The organism is Burkholderia sp. MSMB2157WGS, from assembly GCF_001532755.1.
Lineage (GTDB): Bacteria > Pseudomonadota > Gammaproteobacteria > Burkholderiales > Burkholderiaceae > Burkholderia.
The window spans coordinates 493,397-518,809 of the sequence record NZ_LPJG01000011.1 but is presented as its reverse complement, the minus strand read 5'-3'; the positions used below and the strand labels follow the sequence as shown (position 1 = coordinate 518,809).

General features: G+C 65.5%; 28 protein-coding genes. 26 read left to right on the top strand and 2 right to left on the bottom strand.

What is annotated here, in order from left to right; translation table 11 throughout:
- Position 1 precedes the first annotated feature (1 nt).
- The 8 genes from WT53_RS07120 (at position 2) to groL (ending at position 5,698) form a co-directional block, all read left to right on the top strand.
- On the top strand, positions 2–361 hold the full coding sequence (locus tag WT53_RS07120) for a hypothetical protein (protein WP_034206562.1): 360 nt from the start codon (positions 2–4) through the stop codon (positions 359–361).
- Between the two features lie 27 nt (positions 362–388).
- Positions 389–904 (top strand): sigma-70 family RNA polymerase sigma factor, encoded by a 516-nt coding sequence (locus WT53_RS07115; protein WP_034206563.1) that lies wholly within the window; start codon positions 389–391, stop codon positions 902–904.
- Entirely contained in the window at positions 901–1,683 is a 783-nt protein-coding gene (locus tag WT53_RS07110) for an anti-sigma factor (RefSeq protein ID WP_034206564.1), read from the top strand. The genes WT53_RS07115 and WT53_RS07110 overlap by 4 nt, the downstream gene beginning before the upstream one ends.
- A 26-nt stretch (positions 1,684–1,709) precedes the next feature.
- Positions 1,710–2,129: a quinol oxidase gene (locus WT53_RS07105; protein WP_052100247.1), complete on the top strand. Its 420-nt coding sequence runs from the start codon at positions 1,710–1,712 to the stop codon at positions 2,127–2,129.
- Entirely contained in the window at positions 2,126–2,758 is a 633-nt protein-coding gene (locus WT53_RS07100; RefSeq protein ID WP_034206565.1) for a membrane protein, read from the top strand. Before WT53_RS07105 ends, WT53_RS07100 begins: the two co-directional genes overlap by 4 nt.
- Positions 2,759–2,802: 44 nt before the next feature.
- Positions 2,803–3,315 carry an SRPBCC family protein gene (locus WT53_RS07095; RefSeq protein WP_034206566.1) on the top strand — a complete coding sequence of 171 codons (513 nt, stop codon included), beginning with the start codon at positions 2,803–2,805 and terminating at the stop codon, positions 3,313–3,315.
- A gap of 403 nt (positions 3,316–3,718) precedes the next feature.
- A complete protein-coding gene (gene groES / locus WT53_RS07090) occupies positions 3,719–4,012 on the top strand; it encodes a co-chaperone GroES (RefSeq protein ID WP_004186661.1) in 294 nt (97 codons plus the stop codon).
- Between the two features lie 45 nt (positions 4,013–4,057).
- Positions 4,058–5,698: a chaperonin GroEL gene (gene groL / locus WT53_RS07085; protein WP_034206567.1), complete on the top strand. Its 1,641-nt coding sequence runs from the start codon at positions 4,058–4,060 to the stop codon at positions 5,696–5,698.
- A gap of 182 nt (positions 5,699–5,880) precedes the next feature.
- Here groL and WT53_RS07080 read toward each other — a convergent pair whose 3' ends face one another.
- A complete protein-coding gene (locus tag WT53_RS07080; protein ID WP_034206568.1) occupies positions 5,881–6,747 on the bottom strand; it encodes a hydroxymethylpyrimidine/phosphomethylpyrimidine kinase in 867 nt (288 codons plus the stop codon).
- 254 nt (positions 6,748–7,001) lie between these two features.
- Between WT53_RS07080 and WT53_RS07075 the strand changes: the two genes are divergently transcribed.
- The 8 genes from WT53_RS07075 to WT53_RS07040 all read left to right on the top strand — a co-directional run bounded on the left by WT53_RS07075 (position 7,002) and on the right by WT53_RS07040 (position 13,614).
- Positions 7,002–7,172 carry a rubredoxin gene (locus WT53_RS07075; RefSeq protein WP_004186709.1) on the top strand — a complete coding sequence of 57 codons (171 nt, stop codon included), beginning with the start codon at positions 7,002–7,004 and terminating at the stop codon, positions 7,170–7,172.
- 104 nt (positions 7,173–7,276) lie between these two features.
- Positions 7,277–8,578 carry a hypothetical protein gene (locus WT53_RS07070; protein ID WP_060259008.1) on the top strand — a complete coding sequence of 434 codons (1,302 nt, stop codon included), beginning with the start codon at positions 7,277–7,279 and terminating at the stop codon, positions 8,576–8,578.
- A 182-nt stretch (positions 8,579–8,760) separates the two neighbouring features.
- Positions 8,761–9,339: a YqgE/AlgH family protein gene (locus tag WT53_RS07065; RefSeq protein ID WP_034206570.1), complete on the top strand. Its 579-nt coding sequence runs from the start codon at positions 8,761–8,763 to the stop codon at positions 9,337–9,339.
- Positions 9,336–9,785, top strand: a complete 450-nt coding sequence (ruvX, locus tag WT53_RS07060) for a Holliday junction resolvase RuvX (RefSeq protein WP_034206571.1) — start codon at positions 9,336–9,338, stop codon at positions 9,783–9,785. Before WT53_RS07065 ends, ruvX begins: the two co-directional genes overlap by 4 nt.
- Positions 9,772–10,284: a bifunctional pyr operon transcriptional regulator/uracil phosphoribosyltransferase PyrR gene (gene pyrR / locus WT53_RS07055; RefSeq protein ID WP_060259004.1), complete on the top strand. Its 513-nt coding sequence runs from the start codon at positions 9,772–9,774 to the stop codon at positions 10,282–10,284. Before ruvX ends, pyrR begins: the two co-directional genes overlap by 14 nt.
- Before the next feature lie 73 nt (positions 10,285–10,357).
- The gene (locus tag WT53_RS07050; RefSeq protein WP_006476735.1) at positions 10,358–11,389 is read left to right on the top strand and encodes an aspartate carbamoyltransferase catalytic subunit; all 1,032 of its coding nucleotides are present in this window, start codon (positions 10,358–10,360) and stop codon (positions 11,387–11,389) included.
- Between the two features lie 61 nt (positions 11,390–11,450).
- Positions 11,451–12,737 carry a dihydroorotase gene (locus WT53_RS07045; RefSeq protein WP_034206573.1) on the top strand — a complete coding sequence of 429 codons (1,287 nt, stop codon included), beginning with the start codon at positions 11,451–11,453 and terminating at the stop codon, positions 12,735–12,737.
- 19 nt (positions 12,738–12,756) lie between these two features.
- Entirely contained in the window at positions 12,757–13,614 is an 858-nt protein-coding gene (locus tag WT53_RS07040) for a 1-acyl-sn-glycerol-3-phosphate acyltransferase (protein WP_034206574.1), read from the top strand.
- Positions 13,615–13,646: 32 nt separating this feature from the next.
- Here the strand turns inward: WT53_RS07040 and WT53_RS07035 are convergent, their stop codons facing one another.
- Positions 13,647–14,486, bottom strand: coding sequence for a symmetrical bis(5'-nucleosyl)-tetraphosphatase (locus WT53_RS07035; RefSeq protein ID WP_034206575.1), 840 nt, complete (start codon positions 14,484–14,486; stop codon positions 13,647–13,649).
- 343 nt (positions 14,487–14,829) lie between these two features.
- Between WT53_RS07035 and rfbB the strand changes: the two genes are divergently transcribed.
- From rfbB to gmd, 10 genes are all read left to right on the top strand, one after another.
- Positions 14,830–15,891, top strand: coding sequence for a dTDP-glucose 4,6-dehydratase (gene rfbB, locus WT53_RS07030; protein WP_059824377.1), 1,062 nt, complete (start codon positions 14,830–14,832; stop codon positions 15,889–15,891).
- Between the two features lie 11 nt (positions 15,892–15,902).
- Complete coding sequence (gene rfbA / locus WT53_RS07025) at positions 15,903–16,796, top strand: glucose-1-phosphate thymidylyltransferase RfbA (RefSeq protein WP_034206577.1); 894 nt, start codon at positions 15,903–15,905, stop codon at positions 16,794–16,796.
- On the top strand, positions 16,781–17,332 hold the full coding sequence (rfbC, locus tag WT53_RS07020) for a dTDP-4-dehydrorhamnose 3,5-epimerase (protein ID WP_034206578.1): 552 nt from the start codon (positions 16,781–16,783) through the stop codon (positions 17,330–17,332). Before rfbA ends, rfbC begins: the two co-directional genes overlap by 16 nt.
- A complete protein-coding gene (gene rfbD, locus WT53_RS07015) occupies positions 17,325–18,224 on the top strand; it encodes a dTDP-4-dehydrorhamnose reductase (protein WP_060259000.1) in 900 nt (299 codons plus the stop codon). Before rfbC ends, rfbD begins: the two co-directional genes overlap by 8 nt.
- Positions 18,225–18,264: 40 nt before the next feature.
- Positions 18,265–19,125 carry a glycosyltransferase family 2 protein gene (locus tag WT53_RS07010; RefSeq protein ID WP_034207845.1) on the top strand — a complete coding sequence of 287 codons (861 nt, stop codon included), beginning with the start codon at positions 18,265–18,267 and terminating at the stop codon, positions 19,123–19,125.
- Between the two features lie 47 nt (positions 19,126–19,172).
- Positions 19,173–19,955 carry an ABC transporter permease gene (locus tag WT53_RS07005; protein ID WP_060258997.1) on the top strand — a complete coding sequence of 261 codons (783 nt, stop codon included), beginning with the start codon at positions 19,173–19,175 and terminating at the stop codon, positions 19,953–19,955.
- A gap of 10 nt (positions 19,956–19,965) precedes the next feature.
- Positions 19,966–20,718: an ABC transporter ATP-binding protein gene (locus WT53_RS07000; RefSeq protein ID WP_006476725.1), complete on the top strand. Its 753-nt coding sequence runs from the start codon at positions 19,966–19,968 to the stop codon at positions 20,716–20,718.
- 70 nt (positions 20,719–20,788) lie between these two features.
- On the top strand, positions 20,789–22,624 hold the full coding sequence (locus WT53_RS06995; protein ID WP_230624900.1) for a glycosyltransferase: 1,836 nt from the start codon (positions 20,789–20,791) through the stop codon (positions 22,622–22,624).
- Positions 22,625–22,721: 97 nt separating this feature from the next.
- Positions 22,722–24,164, top strand: coding sequence for a mannose-1-phosphate guanylyltransferase/mannose-6-phosphate isomerase (locus WT53_RS06990; RefSeq protein WP_034206582.1), 1,443 nt, complete (start codon positions 22,722–22,724; stop codon positions 24,162–24,164).
- Positions 24,165–24,275: 111 nt separating this feature from the next.
- Positions 24,276–25,310, top strand: a complete 1,035-nt coding sequence (gmd, locus tag WT53_RS06985) for a GDP-mannose 4,6-dehydratase (protein ID WP_034206583.1) — start codon at positions 24,276–24,278, stop codon at positions 25,308–25,310.
- Positions 25,311–25,413 lie beyond the last annotated feature (103 nt).

Sequence of the window (25,413 nt, the reverse complement as noted above, 5' to 3'; positions counted from 1 at the left end):
AATGAAACGGATGCTGTTCGCCGCCGCGCTGACTGCGGCGTTCGTGCGGCCGGCGGCTGCGGAGCCGCCGCAGGTCGCCGACGGGAAACTGGTCGACGAAGCGCACATGACGCTGTACGTGTTCGATCGCGATGCGCCGGGCAAGAGCATGTGCGACGGCGCGTGCGCGGCCAACTGGCCGCCCGCGCTCGCCGACGCGTACGACAAGGCGTCGGGTGCGCTGAGCCTCGTCGCCCGCGACGACGGCAAGAAGCAATGGGCGTACCGTGGCCGCCCGCTGTATCGCTGGAAGATGGACCACCAGGCCGGCGACGCGGGCGGCGACGGCGTCGGCGGCGTGTGGCACGTCGCGCGGCCGTGATCGCGCGGCGACGCGCGAGGCGCTCCGATGAGCTATGAATCGGACCTGCTGGTGTGGCTCCCGCATCTCACGCGCTATGCGCGTGCACTGACGGGCGAGCGCGCGTGGGCCGACGATCTCGTGCAGGACACGCTCGAGCGTGCACTGAACCGGCCGCCGCGCGACGGCGCCCACCTGCGCGCGTGGCTGCTGACGCTGCTGCGGCACCGCTTCATCGACCAGTTGCGCGCCCGGCACGAGATCGCGGTCGACGACGCGACCGCGCCGTGGCAGACGATGGCCGCGCCGGCAGGCGAGGTCGGCGGGCTGGAGTTGCGCGACGTGCAGCGCGCGCTGTACCGGCTGCCGGTCGAACAGCGCGAGGTGCTGCTGCTGGTCGCGCTCGAGGAGTTGAGCTATCGCGATGCCGCGCAGGTGCTCGGCGTGCCGGTGGGCACGGTGATGTCGCGACTCGCGCGGGCGCGCGCGCAGATGCGCGCGTTGCTGTCGGACGCGCCGTCGGCGCACGGCACGGCCGCGTTACGGGTGATCGGGAAGCCATGATGGACGATCCGCGCAAGACTTCGAATCGGGGGGACGACGACGCGTCGGCGCAACTGCTGTCCGCGCTGCTGGACGGCGAGCTGTCCGGGCACGAGCGGCGCGAGATGCTCGAGCGCCTGCAGTCCGATCCGCAGGAAGCCGAACGATTCGCGCATTACCGCGCGCAGCGCGATGCGCTGAAAGCGCTGTTTCCGTTGCCGGCGGCCGCGCCGGCGTTGTTCGTGCAGCGCCGCGCGCCGCGCTGGCGTGCCGTCACGCATGCGTTCGCGGGGCTCGCGGCCGGGCTGCTGATCGGTGTCGCGCTGCATGTCGGCTGGGCGGCGTTCGGCCGCGAACCGGCGTTCGCCGCGCGCGCCGACGTCGCATACGCCGTGTACGCCGCCGACCGCGAGCATCCGGTGGAAGTCGGTGCGGCCGATCCCGCGCGGCTCGCCGCGTGGCTGTCGGCGCGCGTCGGCCGGCCGGTGCGCGCACCGTCGCTCGACGAATACGGTTACGCGCTGCTGGGCGGCCGGGTGCTGCCCGGCGACGCGGGGCCGGCCGCGCAGCTCATGTACCAGCGCGCGGACGGCGCGCGCGTGACGCTGTACATGACCGCATACGATGCGCGGCGCCTCGCGCCGCGGGCGATGTCGGCCGGCGGGCGCTACACGTATTTCTGGTCGGATCGCGGCATGGGTTATGCGCTCTCCGGCCGCGGCGACGAACGGCGTCTGCGCGCGCTCGCGATCGACGCATGCGGTGCGCTGGGCGGCCCGACCGACGCATGGAAGGGATGACGCGCGGGGCTCGCAGGGAGCAGGCGATGAAAACGGCGATGAAGAAGGGGCTCGGGCTGGCAGCGTGCCTCGCGGGCACGATGCTTGCGCGAGCGGAAGGCGACCCGCCCGTGCGTGTGCCCGTCGACGCCGATGGCGTGCAGCGCGTGGCGATCGTCGGCGGCAGCTATTTCTTCCGGCCGAACCACGTGATCGTGCGCGCGCACGTGCCGGTCGAGCTGACCGTGTCGGCGGAGCCCGGCGCGGTGCCGCACAGCTTCGAACTCGATGCGCCGCAGGCCGGCATCGCGGTACGCACCGAGCTCGGCACGACGCCGAGGACGTTTCGTTTCACGCCGCTGCAGCCGGGGCGATTCGCCTACTATTGCACGCACCGGCTGCTGTTTTTCAGGAGCCATCGCGAGCGCGGGATGGAAGGCGTGCTCGATGTCGAGGCGGCGCCGTGATCACCGCGTTGCTGGCCGCGAGCCTGATAGGAGCGAGCATGACAGCCGATCCCGTAACCGTCGCGCAGGCGCATTTCGACCAGGTCCGCTCGTACCGCGCGACGATTCGCTCGTCGGCGCGCGACGGCGAGCACACCGAAATCCGCTACGCGTACCTGAAACCGGGCTTCGTCCGGATGGATTTCGTGTCGCCGCATCGCGGCGCGGTGCTCGCGTACGATCCTGGCGACGGCAAGGTGCGGTTGCGCCCGTTCGGCACGCACGCGCCGCCCGCGCTGACGTTGTCGCCGTCCAATCCGCTCGTGCGCGACCGCACCGGCCACCGGGTCGACCGCTCGGACGTCGGCGAACTGCTGCGCAACGTCCATGCGCTGCAGCAGGGCGGCGCGACGGTGACCGAAGGCGAGGACGCCGTCGGCGGCCGGACCGCGCTGCGCGTGCTGGTCACGGGCGCGCCTGCGCACGCGGTCGACGGCGTGCATCGCTACCGGCTGTGGCTCGACGCCGCGGACGGTTTTCCGCTGAAGGTCGTCAGCTACGCGGACGGCGACGACGTGCCGCTCGAAACCGTGACGCTCGACGACGTGGAGATCGACGTCGCGTTTCCCGAGCGTTTCTTCGCGCCCTGACGGGCGCGCCGATCCGCGTTCCTGACGCGCATGCCGGAGGCTGCATGGCGGAGTACCGGTTTTCGACGATCTGGCGGGTGGATGCGCCGCTCGCGGCGGTCTGGGATGCGATCTACCAGGTCGATCGCTGGCCCGACTGGTGGAAGGGCGCCGTGCGCACGGTCGAGCTCGAGCATGGCGACGCGCGCGGCGTCGGCGCGCTGCACCGGTATACGTGGAAGGGCGCGCTGCCGTACCGGCTGACCTTCGACATGCGCGTGCGGCGCGTCGAGCGGCCGCATGTGCTCGAAGGCCGTGCGAGCGGCGCGATCGAGGGCGACGGACGCTGGTCGTTTGCCGCCGACGGCGCGCGCACCGTCGTGCGCTACGACTGGCACATTCGCACGCACGGCTGGATGAACTGGCTGGAGCCGCTCGCACGGCCGCTGTTCCGATGGAATCACGACGTCGTGATGCGCGAAGGCGCGAAGGGGCTCGCGCGGCGGCTGGGCGCGGCCGTCGAGACGGACGGCCGGACCTTCCGGCCGCTGTCGGGGGCGGACTGTGCCGATGCGTGAGGCGCGCGAGGCTCGTCCCGACGATGCCGGCGAACGAACGCGTCGCGGCGGGTGAAATCGGCGCCCGCACGGCTTTTTCGCTGCGATGTCGCCGGTCTCAGGAACTCCGGGCTTACCCGGTGTCCAATCGGGGCTGGATGAGGTTGGCGGGTCGCAAGGGGCCGTCCGGTGCGGCGGTTGTGGTCCTCAGGGTATTGTTTTGAAAGGGTTTTTTGCTGTATTTCGGTGTTTTTCCCGCCGTCTCGCCGCCGCGAAAATTCCCCCGGTTCCCCTTCTTGAATTTGTCAAAACCCGTCCATATAATTAGCACTCGCTGCACGAGAGTGCTAACAATTCTCTGCCGGGCGACGAGCCGGGCAGTTTCCCTAAGCGTTCTTCAATCTCAGTCAAGAGAGGAGTGAATATGAACCTTCGTCCTTTGCACGATCGCGTGATCGTCAAGCGCCTGGATCAGGAAACCAAGACCGCCTCGGGCATCGTGATCCCCGACGCCGCTGCTGAAAAGCCGGATCAGGGCGAAGTCCTGGCCATCGGCCCGGGCAAGCGCGACGACAAGGGCGCGCCGATCGCACTCGACGTGAAGGTCGGCGATCGTGTCCTGTTCGGCAAGTACGCAGGTCAGACCGTGAAGGTCGACGGCCAGGAACTGCTGGTCATGCGCGAAGAAGACATCATGGCCGTTGTCAACGCCAAGTAAGCGTCCTCCGACGGTACATATTCCCAAGAATTCAAGGAGTTAAAGATGGCAGCTAAAGACGTCGTATTCGGCGATTCCGCCCGTTCGAAGATGGTCGAAGGCGTGAACATTCTCGCCAACGCAGTCAAGGTCACGCTGGGTCCGAAGGGCCGCAACGTCGTGCTCGAGCGCAGCTTCGGCGGCCCGACGGTCACCAAGGACGGTGTGTCGGTCGCGAAGGAAATCGAGCTGAAGGACAAGCTCCAGAACATGGGCGCGCAAATGGTCAAGGAAGTCGCTTCCAAGACCAGCGACAACGCAGGCGACGGCACGACGACGGCAACCGTCCTCGCGCAATCGATCGTTCGCGAAGGCATGAAGTACGTCGCGTCGGGCATGAACCCGATGGACCTGAAGCGCGGCATCGACAAGGCAGTCGCAGCGGCCGTCGAAGAGCTGAAGAAGATCAGCAAGCCGTGCACGACCAACAAGGAAATCGCACAGGTCGGCTCGATCTCGGCGAACAGCGATTCGTCGATCGGCGATCGCATCGCTGAAGCGATGGACAAGGTCGGCAAGGAAGGCGTCATCACCGTCGAAGACGGCAAGTCGCTGGCCGACGAACTCGACGTCGTCGAAGGCATGCAATTCGACCGCGGCTACCTGTCGCCGTACTTCATCAACAACCCGGACAAGCAAGTCGCCGTCCTCGAGAACCCGTTCGTGCTGCTGCACGACAAGAAGGTGTCGAACATCCGCGATCTGCTGCCGGTGCTCGAGCAAGTCGCGAAGGCAGGCCGTCCGCTGCTGATCATCGCCGAAGACGTCGAAGGCGAAGCGCTCGCAACGCTGGTCGTCAACAACATCCGCGGCATCCTGAAGACCGTCGCGGTCAAGGCGCCGGGCTTCGGCGACCGTCGCAAGGCGATGCTGGAAGACATCGCGATCCTGACCGGCGGTCAGGTCGTCGCGGAAGAAACCGGCCTCACGCTCGAGAAGGCAACGCTGGCAGAACTGGGCCAGGCGAAGCGCATCGAAGTGGGCAAGGAAAACACGACGATCATCGACGGCGCAGGCGAAGCCGTGAACATCGAAGCGCGCGTCAAGCAGATCCGCACGCAGATCGAAGAAGCGACGTCGGACTACGACCGTGAGAAGCTGCAAGAGCGCGTGGCGAAGCTGGCCGGCGGCGTTGCGGTGATCAAGGTCGGCGCTGCGACCGAAGTCGAAATGAAGGAAAAGAAGGCACGCGTCGAAGACGCGCTGCACGCAACCCGCGCTGCCGTTGAAGAAGGCATCGTCCCGGGCGGCGGCGTCGCGCTGATCCGTGCACGCACCGCGATCGCAGGCCTGACCGGCGTGAACGCCGACCAGAACGCCGGCATCAAGATCGTGCTGCGCGCGATGGAAGAGCCGCTGCGCCAGATCGTCACGAACGGCGGCGAAGAAGCGAGCGTCGTGGTCGCAGCGGTTGCTGCAGGCAAGGGCAACTACGGTTACAACGCAGCAACGGGCGAGTACGTCGACATGGTCGAAGCCGGCGTCGTCGACCCGACCAAGGTCACGCGCACCGCACTGCAGAACGCAGCGTCGGTTGCAGGCCTGCTGCTGACGACGGACGCAGCTGTCGCAGAACTGCCGAAGGAAGACGCACCGATGCCGGGCGGCATGCCGGGCGGCATGGGCGGCATGGGCATGGACATGTAATCGACTTCGGTCGACGGTGTCCGGAGCGCGCAGCGATGCGCGTTCCAGCCAAAGAAAAGACCCGCAGCGATGCGGGTCTTTTTTTATGTGCGCGCGGTTTTCGATGCGTGCGCGAGGCGGCCGGATACGTCACGCCTCAAAGCGGCGCGGCGTGCGGCGGGACCTGCTCGCCGCGTCGCGACTCAATGCCGGTGCGACGTCCTCGGCGCCGGGTCGGCCTTCACGGCCGGCGGCGCGTCCGAATCGTCGTTGCTGCGCGCCCAGAAGAACCGGTCGGGCAGGTATGCGCCCATACCGGGCCGGAACGCGTCGCGCACGGCCTGGTACAGGTATTCCTGCGCCTCGCGCACGGCCTCCGGCGGCTCCTGGCCGTTTGCGAGCAGCGCCGCGATGGCCGCGCCGAGCGTATCGGTGATGCCCATCAGCCGGTGCGGCGAGCGGTCCCACATGTCTTCGCGAAGCTGGCCTTCTTCGCCGTACAGCGTATTGACGAGGCGGTGCGAGCCCGTTTCCGACGACAGGATGTATTCGCAACCTTGCGACAGCAGGTGCGACACGGCCGCATCGAGATTCGGCGCTTCGGCATCGCCGTCCGGCTGCGCGAGCGCGATCAGCGTCGCGTGATCGGCGACGAGCAGGGTGGTTTGCGGCGCCAGCAGGTCGGCGATCGATTCGCGCAGGTCGTCGGCGGCGAGCACGTGTTCGTCGTCGAGCGTGAAGTCCGGCGCGAGCACGAGCGGCACGCCGTCGTAGTCGGCGACGACTTCGGCGATCGCGCTCACGACTTCCGCGCGCGTCGCCGCGCCGATCTTGAATGCCGCAACCGGCATGTCTTCGAGCAGCATGCGCGCCTGCGCGGCGACGACGTCGGGGTCGAGGCCGGTCACTTCATCGCAGGCGGCCGAGTCGCGCACGGTATAGCCGGTCAGGACGGACACGCCGTGACAGCCCATGCTCGCCAGGGTCATCAGATCGGCTTGGAGGCCGGAGCCGCCGGTGGGATCGGACAGGCCGAAGGTGAGGACGATCGGAGGGGCGTTGCTGGACATGTAAAAATGGGGCAAGAGAAAAACGGAAAAGCGACGGAGATGCGGACGGCGAGGCGAGTGGGGCTGTTTCGGCCCTGTGTTGCCCGGCAGGCCGCACTTTCAACCATTATGCGGTGGAATCCGGCCGGTACGACGGATTTTTTAGCGCAGCGCAACGTAGTCGCCGTCCTCCAGCGCGATTGCTAGGCAGTCCGGCCCCGACACGGTACCATCATGGCTCCCGAATTTACCGACTTTCCCCGACGCGGCTTAAGATGGAATACAAGAGCTGGATGTGCCTGATTTGTGGCTGGATTTACGACGAAGAAGCCGGGCTGCCGGAAGAGGGCATTGCCCCGGGCACGCGCTGGGAAGACGTCCCGATCAACTGGACGTGTCCCGAATGCGGCGCCCGCAAGGAAGACTTCGAGATGGTCCAGATCTGATCGGACCGCTGGCCCACGCACACTCCGCTCAGGCCTTGCACGGATCCGGCGCTCGCGTGCCGCGATTCGCGCGAGCGACTCGACGATGACAGGCGCGCGTGCCCATGACGTCCGATCCGGCGAACGTTCCCCACCCTGACGCATTGCCCAATCCGCGTGGCGGAGCCGTGCGCGCGGCCGAGGCATGGCTGGCAGCGGCTGCCGATGCATTCGAGCGGCGCGACGATGCCGCGGCGCCGCTTGCCGCGGCCGCGGCCGTGCTGGCGGAAGCCGGCTGGCTGCCGGCCGCGCGTTTCGCCGGGCAACTGTCGGCCGCCATGCCGCTCGTCGGCACCGAGCCGACTTCGGCCGGCTGGCGGGCCGCGCTGCACGATTTTCGTGCGGCCGTCGGGCGCCACAACCTGCGCGAGCTCGCGTGCTCGCCCGTTCTCTTCGAGCATTTCCGTGCGTTGCGCGCGCAAAGCGCCGCCGACTTGCGCGCGAGCGCGCCGCTCGACGCGCTCGCGCTGGTCGGCCGCGCGGTGCCGCCTGCCACGCTGCGCGCGCTGCCCGATGCATTTGCGGCCCGGATTCGCGCCCGCTACGAGCAGGCGCTGCTGGGCGTGCTGCGTGCCGAACACGGTGCGCCGGGGGCGGCGCTCGACGAACTCGACACGATGCTGGCCGCGCTCACCGATGACGCACCGTACGATTTCTGGCGGCTCGCGGCCGCGTGCGTGCGTGCGCTGCGCGCGAGCGGCGCGCCCGAACTGAAGCGCTTTCTCGCGCGAACCAACCTGCTGCTCGGCGAACACGCGCAGGGCCGGCGCGGCGCGCCGCCCGAACTGGTGCGCGAGACGGTGGCGCTGCTATGGCGCGATTTCGCGCTGTTCGGCGCCGCGGCCGAGGACGTCGCGCTCGTCGACGTGCTGCACGACTACGGGTTGACGGTCGACTGGCACGTCGCCGGCACGCCCGCTTCCGAAGCGTTGTGGGAGGCCGATGCCGCGCGGGCCGAGCACGAGGCGGTCGCCGTCGCACCGACCCGCGCGCTCGGCGTCGTGACCGTCAATGCGCATGCCTATGAGGATTTCCTGCAGACCGCCGATGCGTCGATGGCCGACCTGGCGGCCGACCCGGCCGCGGCCGACACCGGCGCCGCGTGGCACGCGTCCGGCGCGGCCTATCGGGTCGGCACGGCCGCCTGCGCGCTCGGGCTCGGCCACGCGGCGCTGCTGGCCGACACGCTCGGCCTGGCGTGGCGCCGTGCGGCGCACGGCGTGCCGCTCGCCGACGGCGGCCTCGATGCGCACCGCCACGCGTCCGACATGCTGCGCGCGGCGCTCCTGAAGATCGCGGCCGGCGTCGCGCCGCCGGATCTCACGGCGGCGTCCGAAGCGCTCGGTGCCGCGCTCGGCCGGACCTGACGAACAAGGGGACGGACACGCGCCGGCGGCCCTTGTCGCGCGGGCCTGCAACACGCTGCCGACAGCGCCCGCGCGCGTGTTAGAGTGCCGTGTGATCCGCGCGCGTCGTTGCCAGCGCGGCGCGGCGTTGCTTGTTGATCGCGGCCCGGTCAGGTCGCGGCGTCTTTGCTAAAATTCAAACCATGTCAAAGCCTTCCGATCGCATCAATCTCACCAACCAGTTCCTGATCGCCATGCCCAACATGGCCGATCCGACGTTCTCGGGAACGGTGATCTATCTTTGCGATCACAGCGAGCGCGGTGCGCTCGGCCTCGTCATCAATCGTCCGACCGACATCGACCTCGAATCGCTGTTCAACCGCATCGACCTGAAGCTCGACATCGAGCCGCTGCTGCACATTCCCGTGTACTTCGGCGGCCCGGTCCAGACCGAGCGCGGCTTCGTGCTGCACGAGCCGGTCGAGGGCGCGAGCTACAACTCGTCGATGTCCGTCGACGGCGGGCTCGAGATGACGACGTCGAAGGACGTGCTCGAGGCGGTCGCGACGGGCACCGGCCCGAAACGTTTCCTGCTGACGCTCGGCCATGCAGGCTGGGGCGCCGGGCAGCTCGAGGAAGAAATTTCCCGCAACGGCTGGCTGACGGTCGCCGCCGACCCGCGCATCGTGTTCGACACGCCGGCCGAAGAGCGCTTCGAAGCGGCGCTCGGCCTGCTCGGCGTCAGCTCGTCGATGCTGTCCGGCGAGGCAGGGCACGCATGAGCGGCGCGAGCGCGCGCGATGCGACGCTCCTGGCGTTCGACTACGGCGAGAAACGGATCGGCGTCGCGATCGGCAACGCGCTGACGCGCTCGGCCCGTGCGCTCGTCGTGATCCAGAACCTGAACCGCGAACACCGCTTCAAGGCGGTCGGCGACCTGCTGGCCGAATGGCGGCCGGACGCGCTCGTCGTGGGCTTGCCGATGCATCCGGACGGCACGCCGCACGACATGACGCAGCAGGCGAAGCGCTTCGGCAACCAGTTGAACGGCCGCTTCGGGCTACCCGTCACGTGGATCGACGAGCGCTATTCGTCGGTCGAGGCCGAGGCCGGGCTGCGCGAGCGCAACGTGCGCGGCCGCGCACGCACCGACATGCTCGATGCCGAAGCCGCGCGCGTCATCCTTCAACAGTATCTCGATCAATTGTCCGACCATGAGCACCATTGACGCCGAGGCGCTTTACCGCGCCCTGCTCGACCAGATTCGCGCCGCGTACGGCACGGCGTTCGCCGAACCGGGCGGCCCGCGGCTCGCCGGCATTCATAGCGGCGGCGCGTGGCTCGCCGAGCGCCTCGCGCGCGATCTCGGCGCACCGGCGTTCGGCGTCGTCAACGTCGCGCTGCACCGCGACGACTACGCGAAGAAGGGGCTGCACAGCCAGGCCAGCCCGACGTCGCTGCCGTTCGACGTCGACGGCGCGTGCATCGTGCTCGTCGACGACGTGCTGTACACCGGCCGCACCGTGCGCGCCGCGCTCAACGAGCTGTTCGACTACGGCCGTCCGGCCGCGGTCGAGCTCGCGGTGCTCGCCGATCGCGGCGGCCGCGAGCTGCCGGTCGCCGCGCGTTTCGCGGGCGGCACGCTCGACGTGCCGGCCGACGCGACGCTCGTGCTCGCGCGCGACGATACGCGGTTCACGCTGCACGCCGAGTCGCACGGCACCTGAACGACACGCGAACCGTATCCCGGGCCGCTGGTTTGCACCGCGGCCCGTTTGCATAGTTGGAATCACGCACACCATGACCACCGACACCACTGGCCGCACCGGCAATCCCGCGGCGGCCGCGAGCCCCGACCGGTTTCGCTACGGGTTCCTGAAGGGCAACCCGCAGCTCACGAAAAACGGCGAGCTGAAGCACCTGCTGTCGATCGAGGGCCTGCCGCGCTCGATCGTCAATCACATCCTCGATACGGCCGAGCAGTTCGTCAGCGTGACGGACCGCGAGGTGAAGAAGGTGCCGCTGCTGCGCGGCAAGTCCGTGTTCAACCTGTTCTTCGAGAACTCGACGCGCACGCGCACGACCTTCGAGATCGCCGCGACGCGCCTGTCGGCCGACGTGCTGAACCTGAACATCAATGCGTCGTCGACCAGCAAGGGCGAGTCGCTGCTCGACACGATCAACAACCTGTCGGCGATGCATGCCGACCTGTTCGTCGTGCGCCACGCGTCGAGCGGCGCGCCGTACCTGATCGCCGAGCATTGCGCGCCGCACGTGCACGTGATCAACGCCGGCGACGGCCGCCACGCGCACCCGACGCAGGGCCTGCTCGACATGTACACGATCCGTCACTACAAGCGCGACTTCACGAAGCTGCGCGTGGCGATCGTCGGCGACATCCTGCATTCGCGCGTCGCGCGCTCCGACATCCACGCGCTCACCACGCTCGGCGTGCCGGAAGTGCGTGCGATCGGCCCGCGCACGCTGCTGCCGGGCGGGCTCGAGCAGATGGGCGTGAAGGTGTTCCACAACCTCGACGAGGGGCTGAAGGGCGTCGACGTGATCATCATGCTGCGCCTGCAGAACGAACGGATGAGCGGCGCGCTGCTGCCGTCCGCGCAGGAGTACTTCAAGACGTGGGGCCTGACGCCCGAGCGCCTCGCGCTCGCCGCGCCCGACGCGATCGTGATGCATCCGGGCCCGATGAACCGCGGCGTCGAGATCGATTCGCAGGTCGCCGACGGTCCGCAGTCGGTGATCCTCAACCAGGTCACGTTCGGCATCGCCGTGCGGATGGCGGTGATGGGCATCGTCGCCGGCAACAGCGACTGAGCCCGCTTTCGCGCATCCCGATCCAGGCATTCAACGCAATCAACGCATTCACAGACAGCGCATGAAGATTCATATCAAAGGCGGCACGCTGATCGACCCGGTCGCCGGCACCGAAGGGCAGGCCGACGTATTCGTCGCGGACGGCAAGATCGCCGCGCTCGCCGCGGCCGGTTCGGCGCCGGCCGGTTTCAACGCGGACAGGACGATCGACGCGTCGGGCCTGATCGTCGCGCCCGGCCTCGTCGACCTGTGCGCGCGGCTGCGCGAGCCCGGCTACGAGCACAAGGCGACGCTCGCGTCCGAGATGGCCGCGGCCGTCGCGGGCGGCGTCACGACGCTCGTGTGCCCGCCGGATACCGACCCCGTGCTCGACGAGCCGGGCCTCGTCGAAATGCTCAAGTTCCGCGCGCGCAACCTGCGGCAGGCGAACGTGCATCCGCTCGGCGCGCTGACGGTCGGCCTCAAGGGCGAGGTGATCACCGAGATGGTCGCGCTGACCGAATCCGGCTGCGTCGGCTTCACGCACGCCAACGTGCCGGTGCGCGACACGCAGGTGCTGCTGCGCGCGCTGCAATACGCGAGCACCTACGGCTACACGACGTGGCTGCGTCCGCTCGACGCGTTCATCGGCCGCGGCGGTGTGGCCGCGAGCGGCGCGCTCGCGTCGCGGCTCGGGCTCTCCGGCGTGCCGGTCGCGGCCGAGACGATCGCACTGCACACCATTTTCGAACTAATGCGCGTGACGGGCGCGCGCGTGCACCTCGCGCGGCTGTCGTCGGCGGCCGGCCTCGCGCTCGTGCGTGCGGCGAAGGCGGAAGGGCTGCCCGTGACCTGCGACGTCGGCGCGAACCACGTTCACCTGATCGACGTCGACATCGGTTACTTCGATTCGCAGTTCCGGCTCGACCCGCCGCTGCGCGGCGAGCGCGACCGCGAAGCGATCCGCGTGGCGCTCGCCGACGGCACGATCGACGCGATCTGCTCGGATCACACGCCGGTCGACGACGACGAGAAGCTGCTGCCGTTCGGCGAAGCGACGCCGGGCGCGACGGGGCTCGAGCTGCTGCTGTCGCTGACGCTGAAGTGGGCGGACGAGACCCGCACGCCGCTCGCGCAGGCGCTGCGCCGCATCACCTCCGCGCCGGCCGACGTGCTGCAACTGCCGGCGGGTCGCCTCGCCGAAGGCGGCGCGGCCGACTTGTGCGTGTTCGATCCGCGCGCGCACTGGCGCGTCGAGCCGCGTGCGCTGAAGAGCCAGGGCCACAACTCGCCGTTCCTCGGCTACGAACTGCCGGCCACCGTGCGCACGACGCTCGTCGCCGGGCAGATCGCGTTCGAGCGCCACTGAACCCCGTCGGACCTTCGCCATGACCGCCATTCGCAAGCTGCGTCTCGTCTTTCACCTGTTGCGCGGCATGGCGATCGTCGCGCTGCGCTTTTCGCACGTCACGCCCGCGCACCGCGCCGAGCTGATACGCCGCTGGTCGCTCAAGATGCTGCGGATCTGCGGGATGCGCCTCGTCGTCCACAACGACGGCGCGCGGCTCGACGCGAGCGCGCTCGTCGTGGGCAATCACGTCTCGTGGCTGGACATCTATGCGGTCAACGCGTGGCGGCCGACGCCGTTCGTGTCGAAGGCCGAGGTGCGGCAGTGGCCGATCGTCGGCTGGCTCGCCGAGAAGCTCGACACCGTGTTCCTGCAGCGCGAGAAGCGTACCGAGGCGATGCGGATCATGCACGAGATGGCCGAGCGCCTGCGCAACGGCGGCGTGATGTGCGTGTTTCCGGAAGGGACGACGTCCGACGGCCAGGATCTGCTGCCGTTCCATGCGAACCTGTTCCAGGCCGCGGTATCGGCCGGCTGCGCGGTGCAGCCGATTTGCCTGATGTACGAGGACGCGCACGGGCGGCAGTCGGTCGCGCCGGCGTACACGGGCGACCTGTCGCTCGGCAAGTCGCTCGACATGGTGCTGCGCGGCGGCCCGCTCGTCGCGCATCTGTACGTGTGCGAACCGATCGCGCCGGGCGGCGACCGCCGCGCGACGTCCGCGGCGGCGCGCGACGCGATCGCCGCCGCACTGGCGACACTGCAGGAGAAGGTCGGCAAGCCGACGGCGGAGTCGCTTGCCGAGCTGCAGAAGCATGCGTATCCGGCGACCGAGCTCGGCGCCGATGCTGCGGGCGACGCGACGCCCGACGCGCCCGTGCCGGGGCGCGAGGGCTGACGCGCGACCGCGGCGCGTGAATCAGCGTGCCGTCACTCGCCGCCCGGCGAGCGGCACGCTTCGCACTGCACCTGCGTGACCGTGCGCTGCGCCGGATCGGCCGCGAGTCGCACGGCCGACAACTGGTTTCCCCATACGCAACCCGAATCGAGCGCGACGACGTTGTCGCGCAGCATCAGGCCGAGCGCGGCCCAGTGCCCGAACACGACCGTCACGTCCTCGGTGCGGCGCCCCGGCGCGTCGAACCACGGCAGGTAGCCGGGCGGCGCGCTGTCGGGGCCGCCGTTCGCCTTGAACTCCATCGCGCCGTCGGGCGTGCAGAAGCGCAGGCGCGTGAACGCATTGAATGCGACGCGCATCCGGTCGCGTTTCTTCAGGTTCGGACTCCACTGGTTCGGCTCGTTGCCGTACAGCCCTTGCAACGTGTCGCGCCAGTCGGGGGCACGCAGCGCGTGCTGCAGTTCGTCGGCGAGTTCGAGGGTAAGCGTGGTGTCCCATTGCGGCAGCACGCCGGCGTGCACGAGCAGTTTTCCGTCGTCGACATGCACGAACGGACGGTGGCGGACCCAGTCGAGCAGCGCGTCGGCGTCGGGCGCGTCGAGGATTTCGCCGATGGTGTCGCCGGGGCGCTCGGTGCGAATGCCGGCCGAGACGGCGAGCAAATGAAGGTCGTGGTTGCCGAGAACGACGGTCGCGCGCGGGCCGAGATCGACGATGGCGCGCAAGGCGGCGAGCGAGCCCGGGCCGCGGTTGACGACGTCGCCGGCGATCCAGAGCGGCGTGTCGGCGGGGACTGAAAGCTTGGCCAGCAGCGACTGGAAAGCGGAATGACAGCCTTGGATGTCGCCGATGGCGATGGGAGGGAGGATCATGGGGCGGCGGACTTTGCGAGTATCGAGAACGCGGGAAAAATTATCCAGTCAATGCGGTGCAGTGCAATTTCTGTTCCGCAACAGCGCGGCAATCTGGCAATAAATTTCGCGCGTGGAAAGGGTTCGAAGCGCTGTATCAAGTTGTTAGCGGCATGGCTTTTGCAGGGGGCGGCTCCCTATAATTGTCGCTTTCCCCAACAAAATTAGCATTTCATGACTTTGGAGGCCATGTCGACCGGTTAAAATTCCCGGTCTGACGTGGCAATCACAAGCTACTGGCATTTGCGAATCCGATGTGGCCGGCGCCTGACGGCGCCTGTCACACACTATTTGAGGGAGCCTCATGATCCTGGTTACGGGCGGCGCGGGTTTTATCGGTGCCAATTTTGTACTCGACTGGCTGCGCGCATCCGACGAAGCCGTGCTCAACGTTGACAAGCTGACGTACGCAGGGAACCTGCGCACGCTGCAGTCGCTTGACGGGAACCCGAAGCACGTGTTTGCCCGCGTCGACATCTGCGACCGTGCTGCACTCGACGCACTCCTGGCCGAGCACAAGCCCCGCGCGGTGCTGCACTTCGCCGCGGAAAGCCACGTCGATCGTTCGATCCACGGCCCCGCGGACTTCGTGCAGACCAACGTCGTCGGCACGTTCACGCTGCTCGAGGCGACCCGCCAGTACTGGAACGGCCTGAACGACGCCGACAAGGCCGCGTTCCGCTTCCTGCACGTGTCGACCGACGAGGTGTTCGGTTCGTTGTCGGCCACCGACCCGCAATTCTCCGAGACGACGCCGTACGCGCCGAACAGCCCGTATTCGGCGACGAAGGCGGGTTCCGACCACTTGGTGCGCGCGTACCACCATACGTACGGTCTGCCGGTACTGACGACCAACTGTTCGAACAACTACGGCCCGTACCAGTTCCCGGAAAAGCTGATCCCGTTGATGATCGCGAATGCGCTCGCGGGCAAGCCGCTGCCGGTGTATGGCGACGGCCAGAACGTGCGCGACTGGCTGTATGTCGGCGATCACTGCAGCGCGATCCGCGAAGTGCTCGCGCGCGGCGTGCCGGGCGAGACGTACAACGTCGGCGGCTGGAACGAGAAGAAGAACCTCGAAGTCGTGCATACGCTGTGCGACCTGCTCGACAAGGCGCGCCCGAAGGCAGCCGGGTCGTACCGCGACCAGATCACCTATGTGACCGACCGCCCGGGCCATGATCGCCGCTACGCGATCGATGCACGCAAGCTCGAACGCGAGCTCGGCTGGAAGCCGGCGGAAACGTTCGAGACGGGCCTGGCGAAGACGGTCGACTGGTACCTCGACAACCAGGCTTGGGCCGACGAGGTCGCATCGGGCGAGTACCGCAAGTGGGTCGAGACGAACTACGCGAAACGCACCTGAGGAGAGAAGCGATGGCACGTAAAGGCATCATTCTCGCCGGCGGTTCCGGTACCCGGCTGTATCCGATCACGCACGTCGTATCGAAGCAGCTCCTGCCGGTGTACGACAAGCCGATGATCTACTACCCGCTGTCGACGCTGATGATCGCGGGTATTCGCGATGTGCTGATCATCTCGACGCCGCAGGACACGCCGCGCTTCGAGTCGATGCTCGGCGACGGCAGCCAGTGGGGGATGAACATCCAGTACGCGGTGCAGCCGTCGCCCGACGGCCTCGCGCAGGCGTTCATCATCGGCAAGGAGTTCGTCGGCAACGATCCGTCGGCGCTGATCCTCGGCGACAACATCTTCTACGGGCACGATCTCGCGAAGCAGCTCGAGCGTGCGCATGCGCAGGAAAGCGGCGCGACCGTGTTCGCGTATCACGTGCACGACCCGGAGCGATATGGTGTCGTCGAATTCGACAAGTCGTTCCGCGCGCTGTCGATCGAGGAAAAGCCGGCCAAGCCGCGTTCGAACTACGCGGTGACGGGCCTGTATTTCTACGACAACCGCGTATGCGACATCGCGGCCGACATCAAGCCGTCGCCCCGCGGCGAGCTGGAAATCACCGACGTCAACTCGCGCTACCTCGATAGCGGCGCGCTGAATGTCGAGATCATGGGGCGCGGCTACGCGTGGCTCGATACCGGTACGCACGATTCGCTGATCGAGGCGGCCAGTTTCATCGCGACGCTGCAGAAGCGACAGGGGCTCGTGGTCGCGTGTCCGGAAGAAATCGCGTATCGCCGCAACTGGATCGACGCGGAGCAAGTGTTGAAGCTGGCCCAGCCGCTCGCGAAGAACGCATACGGTCAGTACCTGAAGAACATTCTCACGGATCAAGTCGCATGGCCATCCAAGTAACGGCAACGGCGCTGCCCGAAGTCAAGATCATCGAGCCGAAGGTGTTCGGCGACGCGCGCGGATTCTTCTACGAGAGCTTCAACGGGAAGGAATTCGCCGAGCACGTCGCGCCCGGCGTCGAATTCGTGCAGGACAACCATTCGCGCTCGTCGAAGGGCGTGCTGCGCGGGCTGCACTATCAGATCCAGCACGCGCAGGGCAAGCTCGTTCGCGTGGTCGAAGGCGAAGTGTTCGACGTGGCCGTCGACATTCGCAAGGATTCGCCGAACTTCGGCAAGTGGGTGGGCGTGGTGCTGTCGAACGACAACCACCGGCAACTGTGGGTGCCGCCCGGTTTCGCGCACGGTTTCGTCGTGCTGTCGGAGGCCGCGCAGTTCCTCTACAAGACGACCGACTACTGGTTTCCGGAACACGAGCGCAGCATCGTGTGGAACGATCCGGAGATCGGGATCGAATGGCCGATCGATTTCGAGCCGCTGCTGGCGGCGAAGGATGCGGCCGGCAAGCGGTTGAGCGAAGCCGAAGTTTATGCGTGAGGTGGGTGTGACTCCTGAACCGACGATCCTCGTGACGGGTGTGAATGGCCAGGTCGGGTTCGAACTGCTGCGTTCGCTGCAAGGCCTCGGTCGTGTGGTGGCATGCGACCGTTCGATGCTCGACTTGTCCGATCTCGATCGGGTGCGCAGCGTCGTGCGCGAGTTGAAGCCGTCGATCATCGTGAATCCTGCTGCGTACACGGCCGTCGACAAGGCGGAGACGGACGTCGACGCCGCGCGCCGGCTGAATGCCGACGTGCCGCGTGCTTTTGCGGAGGAGGCTGCGCGCCTCGGCGCAGCGCTGGTTCATTACTCGACCGACTATGTGTTCGACGGGACCAAAGAGGGCGCCTATGTCGAAACGGACGCGACCAACCCGCAGAACGTGTACGGGCTGACCAAGCTCGAGGGCGAGCAGGCCATCGCGGCGACGGGATGCGCACACCTGGTCCTGCGAACGAGCTGGGTGTACGGCCGGCGCGGCAAGAACTTCCTGCTGACGATGTTGAAGCTCGGGAGCGAGCGTCCGGAGTTGCGTGTCGTCGCGGATCAGGTCGGTGCGCCGACGTGGTCGAAGACGATCGCCACCGCGACCGCGCACATCGTCGCGCAGGCGTTGGCGGCCGACGATGCAGACTGGTGGGCGCAGCGTTCCGGCGTCTATCACTTCACGTCGGCCGGCGCGACGTCGTGGCACGGGTTTGCCGAAGCAATCTTCACCCACGCGATGGGCGAGCGTGCGCCGAAAGTGCTGCCGATTCCGGCGAGCGACTACCCGGTTCCGGCCAAGCGCCCGTCCAATTCGCGACTGTCGCACGACAAGCTGACCGAAGCATTCGGGTTGCGGTTGCCGGACTGGGCCGATGCGCTGAAGCTGTGCCTGAGTGAGTAACTTGGATCAGAATTCCGCGGTTCAGGAGCGGGTCGGTGTCGTGATCGTGTTCTACCGACCGGATAGCGGTTGCGTGACTCGTGCAAACCGGCTCGCCAAAGTATGGCCGTGCGTGGTGGTGGATAACACGGAGACCGTGTCGACGCCAGAGGCGCTTGGCCTCGACCGGCGAGTCGGCTATGTCGCCAATGGTGCGAACCTCGGCATTGCGACGGCGCTCAACCAGGGGGTCGAGCGCCTGATCGCGGCCGGCTGTACGGCAGCGTTGTTGTTCGATCAGGATAGCGAGCCGTCGGACGAATTGCTGATCGAGCTGCCTCGGACGATGGCGGCCGAACGCATGCGCAATCGTCGCGTAGCGCTCATCGGCCCCGCGTACGAGGATGCACGATTGGGCGGCGTCGCGCCGTTCGTCCGCTTCGGGTACGTGAAGCTGCGCCGGATTCGGCCGGACGGTGTGCAGCCGGTCGAGGTCGACTTTCTGATCACGTCGGGGTCGTGCGTGAATCTCGCCGTATGGCGCGACATCGGCCCGATGGACGACTCGCTGTTCATCGACTTCGTCGATCTCGAATGGTGTGTCCGCGCGCGCTCGAAGGGGTACGCGGTGCTCGGCGCGCCGGCGCTGCGGTTGAAGCACGAACTGGGCGGCGAGCCGGTGAAGGTGTTCGGGCGGAGCTACCCGGGGCATAGTGCGGTTCGGCATTACTATCTGTTCCGCAATGCGATCGCGCTGATCCGGCGCGCCTATGTGCCGTGGAGCTGGAAATCGACGGAACTCGTCAAGATGCCGGTCCGGCTTGCGATCTATGCGTTGTTCATGCAGCCGCGAATGGCGCATCTGCGGTTGTCGATGCTCGGGATCTGGCACGGACTGACCGGTCGTACCGGCGCGCTGTGACGCGCCGGCCCCCCATTTTTTCAATCTCATTCAACGAGAAAGCTCGCATGCTGACTCTTTCACTTGCTGACCTCAAACAGAGCATTGCTTCGTGGCGGTTATGGACATTGCTCGGCTGGCTCGAAATCCGGCAGCGCTACGCTCGCTCGCGGGTCGGGCCGTTCTGGCTCACGATCAGCATGGGCGTGATGATTACTTCGCTCGGTGTAGTTTATGGCACGTTGTTCGGGCAGAAGATGACCGACTATCTGCCGTTCCTTGCGTCGAGCATTGTGCTGTGGACGCTTTTCTCGCAAATGATTCTGGAGGGAAGCACCGCCTATATCAATAGCGCTCCGTACATACGGCAGGTTCCGTCGCCGAAGCTGATCTTCATTCTGCAGGTCGTATGGCGGAATCTGATCGTTCTGGCACACAACTTCGTCATCGTCATCGGCCTTTTGGTTGTCTTCGGCGTCAAGAGCTGGGAATCACTGCCGATGTTTATCCCGGGACTGCTGGTGTACGTGTTGAACGCTATGTGGATTGCAATGCTGGCAGGCTTGTTGTCCGCACGCTTTCGCGACTTGCCGCAAATCATTGCGGCGCTGATTCAGATCGCATTCTATGTCACGCCCATTATTTTCCGCCCCGAGGCACTGAACCGCTTTTCGTTCATCGTCGAATGGAATCCGCTCGCCTATCTGATCGACGTCGTACGCGGACCGTTGATCGGGCAGATGCCCAGCGCCCTGACATGGGAAGTGACTGTCGGCATGGCAGTCATCGGTTGGCCCATTGCATTGCTGATGACGGGCCGTTATCTGAAACGTCTTCCGTACTGGATTTGAAGAGAGCGACATGGCGTACATTGAACTGAAGAACGTGACGTTGGATCTTCCGATCTACGACGTGCAGGGTCGCTCACTGAAGAAGCAAGTGCTCCGAATGGGGCGACGCAACCGTATTGCGGAGGGGAACGATGGCGTCATCGTCGTCCGCGCACTTGACGACCTGACGTTCCGCTTTGAGCGTGGGGATCGCGTGGGGCTCATCGGGCACAATGGCGCGGGGAAGTCGACGTTGCTCCGCGCTATGGCCGGTATCTATCCTCCGACCGCCGGTACGTTGTCGCGAGAAGGCAAGGTCGTCCCGCTGCTGGACATCAGTCACGGTATGGACGAGAACTCGACGGGCATGCAGAACATCCGGCTGCGCGGCCTACTGCTCGGCATGACGGACGCCGAGGTTCGCGAGAAGCAGCGCGAAATCGCAGAGTTCAGCGAATTGGGTGACTATCTGGATCTTCCGCTCCGCACTTACTCCAGCGGGATGCGGGTTCGGCTTGCGTTCGCAGTGTCGACCGCTGTCGATGCAGAAATCCTGCTGCTCGACGAGGTCATGGGGGTTGGCGACGCTTCGTTCATGCACAAAGCGGAGGCGCGTCTCGAGCAACTGCATGGCCGTGCCGAGATCGTTGTGCTGGCGATGCACTCGAACAAGGAAATCCGCAAGGTATGCAACAAGGCGCTGTGGATGGAACGAGGGCGCGTGCGTGCGTTCGGCGACGTCGAAGAAGTCGTGTCGCAGTATGCGGCCGCAGTCGGGGGCTGAACACTGTGAAGGAGCAGTACGGAAAGGGCAGGGTGCCGAAACGATGAAGTTTCGCAGAACACGTGCGTTCATGAGTCGGCTGGCTGGCAGCGGTGGACTCCGGGTGGCGGCACGCAAGGCATATGGGGTTTTTCGTCGTGAAGGTCTTACGGGCGTGAGGAACCGGATTACATGGTTGCGCGCGGGAGCGCCGGGTGGTGTCGATCCGATGCTCTATGCCGAATGGATTGACCGCTACGATCGGATCGACGACGCGGCTCGGGCGGCCGTCCGCGAGCGTATTGCCGGCTTCCAGAATCGACCACTGATTTCTGTGGTGATGCCCGTCTACAATCCGAATCCCGTTTGGCTTGTGGAAGCGATCGAATCGATTCGCAATCAGCTCTATTCGCATTGGGAACTGTGCATCGCAGACGACGTGTCGACCGATCCCGCCATTCGCCCGCTGCTTGAACGTTACGCGTCTGAAGACCCCCGGATCAAGGTTGCATTCCGCGAGAAAAACGGTCATATCTCCGCTGCATCGAATACAGCGCTGGCTCTCGTGACTGGTACATGGGTTGCACTGTTCGATCACGACGATCTGCTGCCCGAGCATGCGCTTTATTGCGTTGCGGACGCAGCTGACCGCAATCCCTCTATTCGTCTGATTTATTCGGACGAGGACAAGATCGACGAATCGGGGGTACGGCGCGAACCGTACTTCAAATGTGACTGGAACCCCGACTTGTTCCTTTCGCAGAACATGTTCAGCCATCTGGGCGTATTTCAAAAGGCATTGCTGGACGAAGTGGGCGGATTCCGTGAGGGCTACGAAGGTTCGCAGGACTACGATCTTGCACTTCGCTGCATCGAGCGAACCGGCACCGCTGCGATCCATCATATTCCCCGGGTGTTGTATCACTGGAGGGTGCACGCGGAAAGCACCGCATCAGGGACCGATGCCAAGCCATACGCAGTCGTGGCAGGTGAGCGCGCCCTCGGCGATCACTTCGCCAGAATGGGAATTCGCGGGTCGATCGAGTATGCGGGAAACGGTTACCGCGCGCGCTACGCGCTACCGGACCCGGTGCCGCTTGTCAGCCTGATCATTCCGGCTCGAAACGAATGCGTGCTGATCCAGAGGTGTATCGAGAGCATTGTCGGCAAGACGAGGTACGCGAATTACGAAATTCTGATTCTCGACAACGGATCGGACGACCGTGCAACGCTGGACTATCTCGCATCTCTTCAGGCCGATGGGCGGATCCGGGTATTGCGCAACGAACGGCCGTTGAGCTTTTCCGCGTCGTGCAATGCAGGCGTCGAGGCCGCGAACGGTGAGATTGTCGGGTTGCTCGACAGTGGCGCCGAAGTGATCTCGCCTCAATGGTTGGCTGAAATGGTCGGTGTCGCGCTGCAGCCAGGTGTTGGGGCTGTCGGCGCGAAGTTGCTCTATCCGAACGGCGCCGTACAGCACGCGGGTATTGTGCTGGGCCTTGGTGGCGTGGCCGGGCATGTTCATCGCAATGTCCCTCGCACATCGTTCGGATACGGGGGGCGAGCCAGTTTGATTGGCGCGTTTTCGGCGGTGACGGCAGCGTGCATGATCGTGCGCAAGTCAGTTTATCGACACGTGGCCGGGTTCAACGAGAAGGACCTTGGCGTGGCATTTGGCGATATCGACTTTTGTCTTCGCTTGCGTGACGCTGGTTATCGCAATGTCTGGACACCTTATGCAGAGCTCTATCGCCATGAGCCGCAAACGCAAAGTGATGAGCAACAACCGGTAGAACCGGCCGTCCGGTATATGCGGAGCCGCTGGGCTGCATTATTGCACGCCGACCCTTTCTACAGCCCGAACCTGACGTTGGACGATGAGGATATCAATCTGGCGTGGCCGCCGCGAGTCAAAGTGCTCGCCTGAGGACGCATGCCGGACCGGTTAGCGGCTCGTCGCCGCAATCAATGAGTGGTACTGATCGGTGGTAGGAAGCTTGAAGGTAAATTGTAACGGAGCGTGCGTGAACATCTTCCCTGTAGTCCTGTGCGGTGGTAGCGGCACCCGTCTCTGGCCGTTGTCTCGAGGCGGTTATCCAAAGCAGTACCTGAAGCTGGCCGGAGATCACACCCTGGTTCAGCAGACCGTACTGCGTCTGCAGGGCGTGCCCGGTGTCGACGCACCGATCATGATCACGAATGCCGACCAGCGTTTCATCGTGGCCGATCAGTTGCGCAGCATCGACATCGGTGCGTCGGCTGTCGTTCTTGAGCCAGTGGGGCGCAACACTGCGCCGGCCGTCGCAGCGGCGGCACTGCTTGCAATGGAGCAAACGCCCGATGCGTTGCTGCTGGTGCTGCCGTCCGACCATGTCATCTTCGACGATGCCGTATTCGCGGAACTTGCAGAGAAAGCCCGGGATATCGCAAGTGCAGGCCATCTCGTCACGTTCGGCATCAAGCCGACGAAACCGCATACCGGTTACGGCTATATCCGCAGCGGCAGCGCGCTCACGATGCACGACGGCGCGTTCAAGGTCGACGCATTCGTGGAGAAGCCGGATGCCGATACAGCGGCGCGTTTCGTGGCGGAAGGCGGCTATTACTGGAACAGCGGCATGTTCATGCTGAAGGCATCCGTCTATCTCGACGAGCTGAAGCGATTCGAGCCCGCCGTGCTCGAGCAGGTTGCGCTGTCGGTGAAGCGAGCGAAACGCGACGAGGATTTCGTGCGGCTGGATGCCGATGCATTCGAGCAAAGCCCGAGCATTTCGATCGACTACGCCGTGATGGAGAAAACCGATCACGCGGTGATGGTCACTGCAGCCGGACTGAACTGGAGCGACATCGGGTCGTGGGCTGCGCTCGCAGAAATTTCGGATACCGACGAATCTGGCAATACGGTGTCGGGCGATGTGCTGACCGACGACGTGTTGGACAGCTATATCCGTGCCGACCATCGAATGGTCACGGCGATCGGCATCAAGGATCTGATCATCGTCGAGACGGCGGATGCGGTACTCGTCACGCATCGCGACCAGTCCGAACGCGTGAAGAAGATCGTCGAGCGTCTCAGCGCATCGGGACGCCACGAATCCGTGACGCATCGCAAGGTCATCCGGCCGTGGGGTTCGTACGAAAGCATCGACCGAGGCGAGCGCTTTCAGGTCAAGCGCATCATCGTCAATCCGGGTTCGTCGCTCAGCCTCCAGATGCACCATCATCGCGCCGAACACTGGATTGTCGTACGCGGGACGGCGCGGGTCTTCAACGGCGATCAGGTCATTCTGCTGAGTGAGAACCAGTCGACCTATATTCCGCTTGGTGCCACGCACCGCCTGCAGAATCCGGGGAAGATTCCACTGGAACTGATCGAGGTGCAGTCGGGCTCCTATCTGGGCGAGGACGACATCGTTCGTATTGACGACAACTATGGCCGGGATGTCGAGCCGGCGACCAGCAAGTAACTGAATTGCGAATCCGGCAGGGTCTCGGTTGGCGTGCGTCGCGCCGATTGCGTATCCGCGCAGCCGAACGGGGCCCGCAATTTAAATACACTGAATCAACTGGAAAGAAACATGACTGTTGCAATCATTACTGGCATTACGGGGCAGGACGGTGCGTATCTTGCGGAGCTTCTGCTCGAGAAGGGCTACACAGTCTATGGAACCTATCGGCGCACCAGCTCGGTCAACTTCTGGCGGATCGACGAACTCGGCGTCAGCAACCATCCGAATCTTCACCTCGTCGAATATGATCTGACGGACCTCGGCTCCAGCATCCGTTTGCTTCAGATGACACAGGCGACGGAGGTCTATAACCTGGCCGCACAAAGCTTCGTCGGCGTGTCGTTCGACCAGCCCGCGATGACTGCGGAGATCACCGGGATCGGCGTGCTCAATCTTCTCGAGGCGATTCGCACGGTCAATCCCGCGGTCCGTTTCTACCAGGCGAGCACGTCGGAAATGTTCGGTAAGGTACAGGCAATTCCGCAGGTCGAGAGCACGCCTTTCTATCCGCGCAGCCCGTACGGTGTCGCAAAGCTCTACGCGCACTGGATGACGATCAACTATCGTGAGAGCTACAACATCTTCGGGTGCAGTGGGATCTTGTTCAACCACGAGTCGCCGCTGCGCGGCCGCGAGTTCGTGACGCGGAAGATCACCGACAGCCTCGCGAAGATTCGTCTCGGCAAGCTGGACGTGCTGGAACTTGGCAATCTCGATGCGAAGCGCGACTGGGGTTTTGCGAAGGAATACGTCGAAGGCATGTGGCGCATGCTGCAGGCAGAGCGTCCCGATACCTACGTGCTGGCGACGAACCGTACGGAAACGGTGCGGGATTTCGTGTCGATGGCCGCGCAGGCCGCCGGCTTCGAACTCGCGTGGGAAGGTGTGGGCGAGAACGAGGCGGGTATCGATACCGGTACCGGCAAGGTGGTGGTCAAGGTGAGCCCGAAGTTCTACCGGCCAGCTGAAGTCGACCTGCTGATCGGTAATCCGGAGAAGGCAGCCAAGGAACTTGGCTGGGTGCCGAAAACCACGCTGGAGCAGCTGTGCCAGATGATGGTCGAGGCGGATATTCGCCGGAACGAGGCTGGGTTCTCGTTCTGAAGCGGCGGCACGCGCTGCTGTAATCGACCTGAATGGATCGACGTCCGCCAACTGGCGGACGCGTCGATTTGTTCAGGCCTGGACGATCGCCAACTCGACTGTC

What these genes read in the sequence shown, in the direction of transcription:
- WT53_RS07035 (WP_034206575.1), bottom strand. Translation starts at nt 14,486, where the DNA reads ATGATCCTCCCTCCCATCGCCATCGGCGACATCCAAGGCTGTCATTCC.
- gmd (WP_034206583.1), top strand. Translation starts at nt 24,276, where the DNA reads ATGACTGTTGCAATCATTACTGGCATTACGGGGCAGGACGGTGCGTAT.
- ruvX (WP_034206571.1), top strand. Translation starts at nt 9,336, where the DNA reads ATGAGCGGCGCGAGCGCGCGCGATGCGACGCTCCTGGCGTTCGACTAC.
- WT53_RS07005 (WP_060258997.1), top strand. Translation starts at nt 19,173, where the DNA reads ATGCTGACTCTTTCACTTGCTGACCTCAAACAGAGCATTGCTTCGTGG.
- WT53_RS07110 (WP_034206564.1), top strand. Translation starts at nt 901, where the DNA reads ATGATGGACGATCCGCGCAAGACTTCGAATCGGGGGGACGACGACGCG.
- rfbC (WP_034206578.1), top strand. Translation starts at nt 16,781, where the DNA reads ATGGCCATCCAAGTAACGGCAACGGCGCTGCCCGAAGTCAAGATCATC.
- WT53_RS07050 (WP_006476735.1), top strand. Translation starts at nt 10,358, where the DNA reads ATGACCACCGACACCACTGGCCGCACCGGCAATCCCGCGGCGGCCGCG.
- WT53_RS07040 (WP_034206574.1), top strand. Translation starts at nt 12,757, where the DNA reads ATGACCGCCATTCGCAAGCTGCGTCTCGTCTTTCACCTGTTGCGCGGC.
- WT53_RS07105 (WP_052100247.1), top strand. Translation starts at nt 1,710, where the DNA reads ATGAAAACGGCGATGAAGAAGGGGCTCGGGCTGGCAGCGTGCCTCGCG.
- WT53_RS07080 (WP_034206568.1), bottom strand. Translation starts at nt 6,747, where the DNA reads ATGTCCAGCAACGCCCCTCCGATCGTCCTCACCTTCGGCCTGTCCGAT.
- rfbB (WP_059824377.1), top strand. Translation starts at nt 14,830, where the DNA reads ATGATCCTGGTTACGGGCGGCGCGGGTTTTATCGGTGCCAATTTTGTA.
- WT53_RS07095 (WP_034206566.1), top strand. Translation starts at nt 2,803, where the DNA reads ATGGCGGAGTACCGGTTTTCGACGATCTGGCGGGTGGATGCGCCGCTC.
- WT53_RS07120 (WP_034206562.1), top strand. Translation starts at nt 2, where the DNA reads ATGAAACGGATGCTGTTCGCCGCCGCGCTGACTGCGGCGTTCGTGCGG.
- WT53_RS07115 (WP_034206563.1), top strand. Translation starts at nt 389, where the DNA reads ATGAGCTATGAATCGGACCTGCTGGTGTGGCTCCCGCATCTCACGCGC.
- rfbA (WP_034206577.1), top strand. Translation starts at nt 15,903, where the DNA reads ATGGCACGTAAAGGCATCATTCTCGCCGGCGGTTCCGGTACCCGGCTG.
- WT53_RS07075 (WP_004186709.1), top strand. Translation starts at nt 7,002, where the DNA reads ATGGAATACAAGAGCTGGATGTGCCTGATTTGTGGCTGGATTTACGAC.
- pyrR (WP_060259004.1), top strand. Translation starts at nt 9,772, where the DNA reads ATGAGCACCATTGACGCCGAGGCGCTTTACCGCGCCCTGCTCGACCAG.
- WT53_RS06995 (WP_230624900.1), top strand. Translation starts at nt 20,789, where the DNA reads ATGAGTCGGCTGGCTGGCAGCGGTGGACTCCGGGTGGCGGCACGCAAG.
- rfbD (WP_060259000.1), top strand. Translation starts at nt 17,325, where the DNA reads ATGCGTGAGGTGGGTGTGACTCCTGAACCGACGATCCTCGTGACGGGT.
- WT53_RS07000 (WP_006476725.1), top strand. Translation starts at nt 19,966, where the DNA reads ATGGCGTACATTGAACTGAAGAACGTGACGTTGGATCTTCCGATCTAC.
- groES (WP_004186661.1), top strand. Translation starts at nt 3,719, where the DNA reads ATGAACCTTCGTCCTTTGCACGATCGCGTGATCGTCAAGCGCCTGGAT.
- groL (WP_034206567.1), top strand. Translation starts at nt 4,058, where the DNA reads ATGGCAGCTAAAGACGTCGTATTCGGCGATTCCGCCCGTTCGAAGATG.
- WT53_RS07045 (WP_034206573.1), top strand. Translation starts at nt 11,451, where the DNA reads ATGAAGATTCATATCAAAGGCGGCACGCTGATCGACCCGGTCGCCGGC.
- WT53_RS07065 (WP_034206570.1), top strand. Translation starts at nt 8,761, where the DNA reads ATGTCAAAGCCTTCCGATCGCATCAATCTCACCAACCAGTTCCTGATC.
- WT53_RS07070 (WP_060259008.1), top strand. Translation starts at nt 7,277, where the DNA reads ATGACGTCCGATCCGGCGAACGTTCCCCACCCTGACGCATTGCCCAAT.